The following is a 6,840-nucleotide window of genomic DNA, read 5'->3' as shown; positions in this document are numbered from 1 at the left end:
TCCGATTTTGAGGAGGTCTGTGAACGTTTGGGCGTTAAGCTCTTCGTTCTTCCTCCGAGGAGCCCCAAGCTCAATGGTCACGTGGAGCGGATGCAGCGGACCTTTAGGGATGAGTTCTACACACGACCGTTGCCTTCACAGATCCCCGAGCTCCAAAGGGAGCTTGACGCCTACCTGGACCACTACAACCGCCGGCGACCCCACCAGGCCTTGGGGGGCCTGGCCCCTTTAGAGTACCTGGCTAAAATACGGGGGGAGGCGGTCCCCACAGAGTCTCAAATGTGTTGACCGACTACATCATCTTGCGCTCATGGGAGGGCTGTGATAGGATAGCCGCGCCCGAAAGGGCTAAGCCGAAGCTGGTATGCCTCCCCCACCGCTCATGGAGCGGTGGGCTATAAACTTTCTCACGCCCCGGGGCTAAACTGAGGGTGCCCGGAAAGGGGCGGGCCGATTATGGAAAGGGTGGCCATATTTATTGACGGCTCCAACCTCTACAAGGGGTTGGTGCAGCACCTGGGCTCGGACTATCGGCTGAACTTCGTGGAGTTCATCACCCTCCTCACCGCCGGGAGGCGGCTTCTGCGCGCCTACTACTACAACGCCCCCCTTCCCCCGGAAGACCCCGCGGCCAAGGCCCACCAGAGCTTCCTCAACTACCTGAAGCGGGTGCCCTACGTGGCGGTGCGCCTGGGGCGGCTGGAGCGCCGGGCGGACGGCTTCGTGGAAAAGGGGGTGGACATCCAGATCGCCATTGACATCCTGCGCCTGGCTTACGCCGACGCTTACGACGTGGCGGTGCTGGTGTCGGGGGATGGGGACTTCGCCGAGGTGGTGCGGGTGGTGCAGGACATGGGCAAGCAGGTGGAGAACACCACCTTCCACGCCCTTTCCTCCCACCGCCTGGCCCAGCAGGCGGACCGCTTCTACCCCCTGGACGACTTTCCCTGGGAGAGGCTTAGGGCGCCAAGCCTCCCCCAGGCATCGGAAGGTGGGGAGGGCTAGAGGAGCTCCTCGGGGCGGAAGAAGAGGGCGATCTCCCTCTGGGCGTCCTCCGGGGTGGCGGAGCCGTGGATCACGTTTTCGTCAATGGTGGTGGCGAAGTCCCCGCGGATGGTGCCCGGGAGGGCGTCCTTGGGGTGGGTGGCCCCCATCATCTTGCGCACCTCGGCGATGGCGTTGGGGCCTTCCAGGACCATGGCCACCACCGGCCCCGAGGTGATGAAGCCCACCAGGCTGGGGAAAAAGGGCTTTTCCCGGTGTTCGGCGTAGTGCTTTTCCGCCAGTTCCTGGGAGATCTTGAGGGCCTTTAGCCCCACGATGCGGAAGCCCTTGCGCTCAAACCGGGCGAGGATCTCCCCCACCAGGCCACGCCGGAAGCCGTCGGGTTTGACCATGACGAAGGTGCGCTCCATACCCCTAGGAGTCTAGCAGATTAGGGTCCCTTGAAGTAGCCCAGGAGGATGTAGCCCACCACCAAGATCCAAAGGGCGATGAGGAGCACGTCCCGCCAGCCGATGGGGGGGCGCTTGGGCGGTTCCATGACCTGGGTGGGGAGCGCGTCGGGCTCCTCCCCCAGCTTTAGCCGCACCGGGGCCCCCCGGGCGGCCTCCAGGGGCAGGGCGTAGGGGCGGTTTCCAGCGGGAAGCTCCTCCGGCACCCGCACCACGATGGCGCTCACGTTGTCGGGGCCGCCCCACTCGTTGGCCAGGGCCACCAGGCGCCGGGCGGCCTCCTCGGGGGGGAAGGTTTTCAGGACTTCCTTTAGGGTGCGCTCGTCCAGCACCCCGGAAAGCCCGTCGGTGCAGAGGAGAAACGCATCACCTGGTTCCAGCTTGAGGCCCAGGAGGTCCACCCGGGCCTGGGGGAAGGAGCCCAGGGCGTTGGTGATCACGTTGCGCCAGCGGTGGGTCCGGGCCTCCTCGGGGGTGAGGAGGCCCTGGCGCACCCTTTCCGCCACCCAGGAGTGGTCCTCGGTGAGGAGGGAAAGCTCCCCTTGGCGGAGGAGGTAGGCCCTCGAGTCCCCCACGTGGGCGATGAGGGCGTAGGGGAGGTCCAGGACCAAGGAGGTGGCGGTGGTCCCCATGCCCCGGTTCTCCGGGCGCTGCGCCTCCTGGAAGATGCGCTCGTTGGCCCGTTCAAAGGCCTCGAGGAGGGCTTTGGGGGAGGGCTCCTTGTCCTTCAGGTGTTCCAGGATGGTGTCCACCGCCAGCCTGGCCGCCACCTCCCCCGTGCGGTGCCCCCCCATCCCGTCCGCCACCACGAACACGCCACCCCAAGGGGTGAGGGCGTGGCCCACGGCGTCCTCGTTCTTGGGGCGCTTGCGGCCGGGGTGGGTTTCCAGGGCGAAGGAGAGCTCCGGCACGGGGGGATTTTACCGCATATCCTTGACGCATACCGCATATGGCGGTAGCTTGAAGGTGAGCCCGGGCCCAAAGAGCCCGGCGGTTTTGTTTTGGGAGGGCGCCATGCGCTTTGAGAAAATCGCCCCCTACACCTACCGCATTCCCAAGCAGGGCAAGATGCGGGTGGATGCCGTCTTCTTCGCCTCGGAGGAGATCCTGAAGGACCTGGAGGCGGAAAACTTCGCCTCCTTGCAACAGCTCATGAACGTGGCCACCTTGCCCGGCATTGTGGAGCCGGCCCTGGCCATGCCCGACATCCACTGGGGGTATGGCTTTCCCATCGGCGGGGTGGCGGCCTTTGACCCGGAGGAGGGCGGGGTGGTGAGCCCGGGTGGGGTAGGGTTTGACATCAACTGCCTGCCCGGGGGAACCCGCGTTTTGGCCCACGACCGCTACAACCGGCCCATAGAGGAGCTCGCCCAAGAGCGGGATCCCTTGTTGGTAGCCTGGCGCTTAGGGGAGTGCCCCGAGGCGGCTCGCGCTCTTTTCCTCCTTTCCCGGGAAGGGGAGGAGCTGGTGCGCCTCCGCACCGAAGGGGGGTTTGTCCTCGAGGCCACCCCTGACCACCCGGTCTATACCCCCATAGGGATGCGCCCCCTGGGCGAACTGCGGTCAGGTGACCAGGTGGCGGTTCACCCTTTCCGGGGGCTCCCTTACGAACCGCCTCCTCCCCTGACCCTTGTGGGGGAGGAGGCGGCGGAGGCTTGGGCTAAGGAGCTGGGCTTTCCCCGGGCCCCCTTGGAGCTCCGGGCGCGGGGGCTTCTCCCTCTTAGGGCAGACCATCCCCACCTGCCAGCCCTTTTGCGCTTGATGGGGTACTCCCTGGGGGATGGGACCCTGTACCGCTCTGGGGGAAAGGCCTACCTCGTGCTCTACGGGGCAAGGGAAGGCCTCCTGGAGGCCAAGGCCGATCTGGAGCGTCTAGGCTTCCGGGCGGGGGGCCCTTATCTGCGCTGGCGCCGCCACAGCTTCCGGGGCCGGGCCTTTTCCGCGGAGGAGGCTAGCCTTAAGGTATCCTCTCGCGCCCTCCTTCTCCTTCTCCGCGCCCTTGGGCTTCCCGAAGGGGCCAAGGCCAAGCAGGGGTTTAGGCTCCCGCCGTGGCTTTTTGCCCTTCCCTCGTGGCTGAAGGCCAACTTCCTGGCGGGGCTTTTCGGGGCGGAGCTTTCTGCGCCCAAGGCCGTAAGCGGCCACGGCTACAACCTCATTCCCCCGGTCCTCTCCCAGTCCAAGCGCAGAAGCGCCCTGGAGGAGGGACGGGCTTTCATGCAGGACCTAGCCCGGCTGCTGGTTTCCTTGGGTTTGGAGGTGCAGGACCTGCGGGAAGAGGTGGATTGGGAGGAGCCGGAGGACCCTTCCCACCGCTTCAAGCTCATCCTCCGATCCACCCCGGAAAACCTGGCCCGGCTTTACGAGGAAATAGGCTACGCCTACGCCCCCACCAAGGCCCGGCTGGCCCTTCTGGCCGCCTTTTACCTTCGGAAGAAGGAGGCGCACCTGGCCGAGCGGGAGGCCCTGGCCAAGAAGGCTTGGGCGCTCCGGAAGGCGGGCTATTCGGTGAAGGCCATCGCCCAGGGGCTTGGGGTCTCACGCCGCTTTGTGGAGCGCACCCTTTACGAGGAGCGCCGTTCCTTCCGTCCCCAAGGCTTTCCCACCTTTCCCGAGTTCGTGGCGGCTTGCGAGGGCATGCTCTTTGACCGGGTGGTGGCCGTGGAACGGGTGCCCTATGGGGGTAGGGTTTACGACCTTTCCATGGCCCATCCAGACCACAACTTTGTGGCAGAAGGGTTCGTGGTTTCCAACTGCGGGGTCCGCCTTTTGACCTCCCACCTCACCTTGGAAGACCTCCTCCCCCGCCAGCGGGAGCTCGCCGACGCCCTTTACCGCCTCATCCCCTCGGGGGTGGGAAGCGAGCGGCGGGACGTGCGCTTCAGCAAGCGCGAGCTCAAGGAAATCCTCAAGGAGGGGGCGGGGTGGCTGGTGAAGCGGGGTTATGGCTACCCCGAGGACGTGCGCTTCATGGAGTCCGAGGGCCGCCTCCCTTGGGCCAACCCCGACAAGGTCTCGGAAAGGGCCTTTGAGCGGGGAACCCCCCAGATCGGCACCTTGGGAAGCGGCAACCACTTCTTGGAGGTGCAGTACGTGGACGAGGTGTACGACCTCGAGGCCGCGGAGGCCTACGGGCTTTTTAGGGGGCAGATCACCGTCCTCATCCACACGGGAAGCCGGGGCCTGGGCCACCAGGTCTGCCAGGACTACGTGGAGCGCTTCCTCAAGGTGGCCCCCCGCTACGGGATTGAGCTGGTGGACAAGCAGCTGGCGGCGGCCCCCATCCAGAGCCCCGAGGGCCAGGACTACCTCCAGGCCATGGCCGCCGCCGCCAACTTCGCCTTCGCCAACCGCCAGCTCATCGCCCACTTCGTGCGGGAGGCCTTTGAGGCGGTGGGCTACGCGCCCCGGGACCATGGCCTGAGGGTGCTTTACGACCTCGCCCACAACAACGCCAAGTTTGAGGAACACAGGGGGCGGCGGGTCCTGGTCCACCGCAAGGGGGCCACCCGGGCCTTTGGCCCCGGCAACCCCGAGATCCCCCCGGAGTACCGCCGGGTGGGCCAGCCCGTTTTGGTGCCGGGGGACATGGGCCGCTACTCCTACGTCCTGGCGGGCACGGCCAAGGCCATGGAGGTCTCCTTCGGCTCCAGCTGCCACGGGGCGGGGCGGAAGATGAGCCGCCACCAGGCCAAGCGGGTGGCCCGGGAGCGCAACCTCGTCAGGGAACTTGCGGAGCGGGGCATCCTGGTGCGGGCCGCCACCCGGGCCACGGTGGACGAGGAGATGCCGGAGGCCTACAAGGACGTTTCCCTGGTGGTAGAGGCGGTGGAGGGGGCGGGGATCGGCAAGAAGGTGGCCCGCCTGCGCCCCCTCATCGTGGTGAAGGGCTAAGGCGCTTCTCACCGGGCTTTGCTTTCATGGGGGGATGAGGCTTTTTGCCCTCTTCCTCGCCTTGGGGCTCGCCTTCGGCCAAAGCCTTCCCGCCCAGGTCTTCGGCCTCGCCTTTCGGGAGGAGGGGGGGGCTTGGGTGTACGAGGGGAGTGGGAAGCGCTTTGTGTACGTGCCCGGGGTGGGCTGGGCCGAGCCCTTGGGGGACTGGCCCGCCCCGGAAGGGGAGAGGCTTCCCCTGGAAGTCCTAAAGGCCCTGGGCTACTTCCAGGTGCCGGAGGTGGGGGTGCGCTTCGGCAACCAAGGGCGGGCCTTCCGCCTGGTCCTGGACCTTCCCACCCCCTCCCCCCATGCGCCAAAGGAGGGGACGGGGCGGGGAAGCGCCCGCCTCCTCCTTCCCTACCTGGCGCCCCAAGCTCTCGAGGTCCCCTGGCCCCAGGGCCTTTCCGCCTCGGTGCGGCTCCTTCCGGAGGGCACGGAGCTAACCCTTTCCGCCCCCGGGAAGCTCCTCCGCTATCGGCTTTTTTCCCTGGAAAACCCGCCCCGCCTCGTCCTGGACCTCTACCCCTTGGCCCCGGAGGCGGAGGAGGCTTTGGCCCCGGGGGTGCGCTACCGCGAGGTCTGGGCCTTTACCCCGGAGCCCCTCAGGCTTTACCTGGTGGAGGCGGAAAGGGGGAGGCTCCTCCCCGTGGGCACCCCGGGAAGGAGGGCCCTGCCCAAGGACCTGGCCCCGGGGGCCTTGGCGGTGCTCAACGGGGGCTACTTTGACCCCAAGACCGCCACCCCCATCGGGCTTTGGGTCCAGGACGGGGTCACGGTTGCCTACCCCTTTGGCCGGGCCGCCCTGATGTGGGACGATTTTGCCTTCTTTCTGGGCCTTCCCCGCTTTGAGGCGGTGGTGGCGGGGCCCAAGTGGGAGCGAGTGCGGGTGGGGGTGAACGCCTCGAGGGCTCGCTACACCGCCCACACCGTGCCGGGCCCCGTGGGGCGGGAGGGGGAGGAGGTGGCCCTGGTGCGGGAGGACCGGGTGGTGGCCCTCCTCCCCGCCCCGGCGGAGCTTCCCCCGGGGGCTTGGGCCCTTACCTTCCCCAAAGGGGCCCCGCCCTTCCCCTTGGCGCTGGGGGACCGCCTGAGCCTTTACGGGCGGCTGGACCCCCCCTTCCGCTACGCCCTGGAAGGGGGGCCCCTCCTCCTCCAGGAGGGCCGGTACGCCTTTGACCCTGCCAAGGAGAACTTTAAAGACCCGAGGCCCCTCTTGGCCGTGGCCCCCCAGGCCGCCGTGGCCTGGACCAAGGAGGGAAGGCTTTGGCTCCTCGTTTCCGAGCCCACTACCCCGGGGGTCCTGGCCCGGGCCCTCCTCGCCCTCGGGGCCTGGAACGCCCTCCGGATGGACGGGGGCGGCTCGGCCCAGCTTTGGGTGAAGGGGGCGTTGCGAAGCCCCTATGCGGGCAACCCTAGGCCCGTGGTGAGCGCCTTGGCCCTCTTTGCGCCATAATCG

5 protein-coding genes and 1 pseudogene are annotated in these 6,840 nt (G+C 67.4%); 4 read left to right on the top strand and 2 right to left on the bottom strand.

Annotation, left to right across the window (positions count from 1 at the left end):
- Together L0D17_RS00980 and L0D17_RS00975 are read left to right on the top strand one after the other, a co-directional pair.
- A pseudogene (locus L0D17_RS00980) lies at window positions 1-401 on the top strand (integrase core domain-containing protein); the annotation flags it as partial.
- A gap of 55 nt (window positions 402-456) precedes the next feature.
- Window positions 457-1,005, top strand: coding sequence for a LabA-like NYN domain-containing protein (locus tag L0D17_RS00975; protein ID WP_243093553.1), 549 nt, complete (start codon window positions 457-459; stop codon window positions 1,003-1,005).
- Here L0D17_RS00975 and ndk read toward each other — a convergent pair.
- Complete coding sequence (gene ndk, locus L0D17_RS00970) at window positions 1,002-1,415, bottom strand: nucleoside-diphosphate kinase (RefSeq protein WP_243093551.1); 414 nt, start codon at window positions 1,413-1,415, stop codon at window positions 1,002-1,004. The genes L0D17_RS00975 and ndk overlap by 4 nt on opposite strands.
- Before the next feature lie 20 nt (window positions 1,416-1,435).
- Window positions 1,436-2,365: a PP2C family protein-serine/threonine phosphatase gene (locus tag L0D17_RS00965; RefSeq protein WP_243093549.1), complete on the bottom strand. Its 930-nt coding sequence runs from the start codon at window positions 2,363-2,365 to the stop codon at window positions 1,436-1,438.
- Window positions 2,366-2,468: 103 nt separating this feature from the next.
- On the opposite strand from L0D17_RS00965, the gene L0D17_RS00960 reads away from it, so the two are divergent.
- Together L0D17_RS00960 and L0D17_RS00955 are read left to right on the top strand one after the other, a co-directional pair.
- Entirely contained in the window at window positions 2,469-5,345 is a 2,877-nt protein-coding gene (locus L0D17_RS00960) for an RtcB family protein (RefSeq protein WP_341474669.1), read from the top strand.
- 34 nt (window positions 5,346-5,379) lie between these two features.
- On the top strand, window positions 5,380-6,837 hold the full coding sequence (locus tag L0D17_RS00955) for a phosphodiester glycosidase family protein (protein WP_243093547.1): 1,458 nt from the start codon (window positions 5,380-5,382) through the stop codon (window positions 6,835-6,837).
- The last annotated feature ends 3 nt before the right edge of the window (window positions 6,838-6,840 follow it).

The sequence above is a fragment of the Thermus thalpophilus genome (genome assembly GCF_022760915.1).
GTDB classification, from domain to species: Bacteria; Deinococcota; Deinococci; order Deinococcales; family Thermaceae; genus Thermus; species Thermus thalpophilus.
The sequence above is the reverse complement of the archived record's forward strand: the minus strand, read 5'-3'. Positions and strand labels throughout refer to the sequence as shown.

What these genes read in the sequence shown, in the direction of transcription:
- L0D17_RS00975 (WP_243093553.1), top strand. Translation starts at nt 457, where the DNA reads ATGGAAAGGGTGGCCATATTTATTGACGGCTCCAACCTCTACAAGGGG.
- ndk (WP_243093551.1), bottom strand. Translation starts at nt 1,415, where the DNA reads ATGGAGCGCACCTTCGTCATGGTCAAACCCGACGGCTTCCGGCGTGGC.
- L0D17_RS00960 (WP_341474669.1), top strand. Translation starts at nt 2,469, where the DNA reads ATGCGCTTTGAGAAAATCGCCCCCTACACCTACCGCATTCCCAAGCAG.
- L0D17_RS00955 (WP_243093547.1), top strand. Translation starts at nt 5,380, where the DNA reads ATGAGGCTTTTTGCCCTCTTCCTCGCCTTGGGGCTCGCCTTCGGCCAA.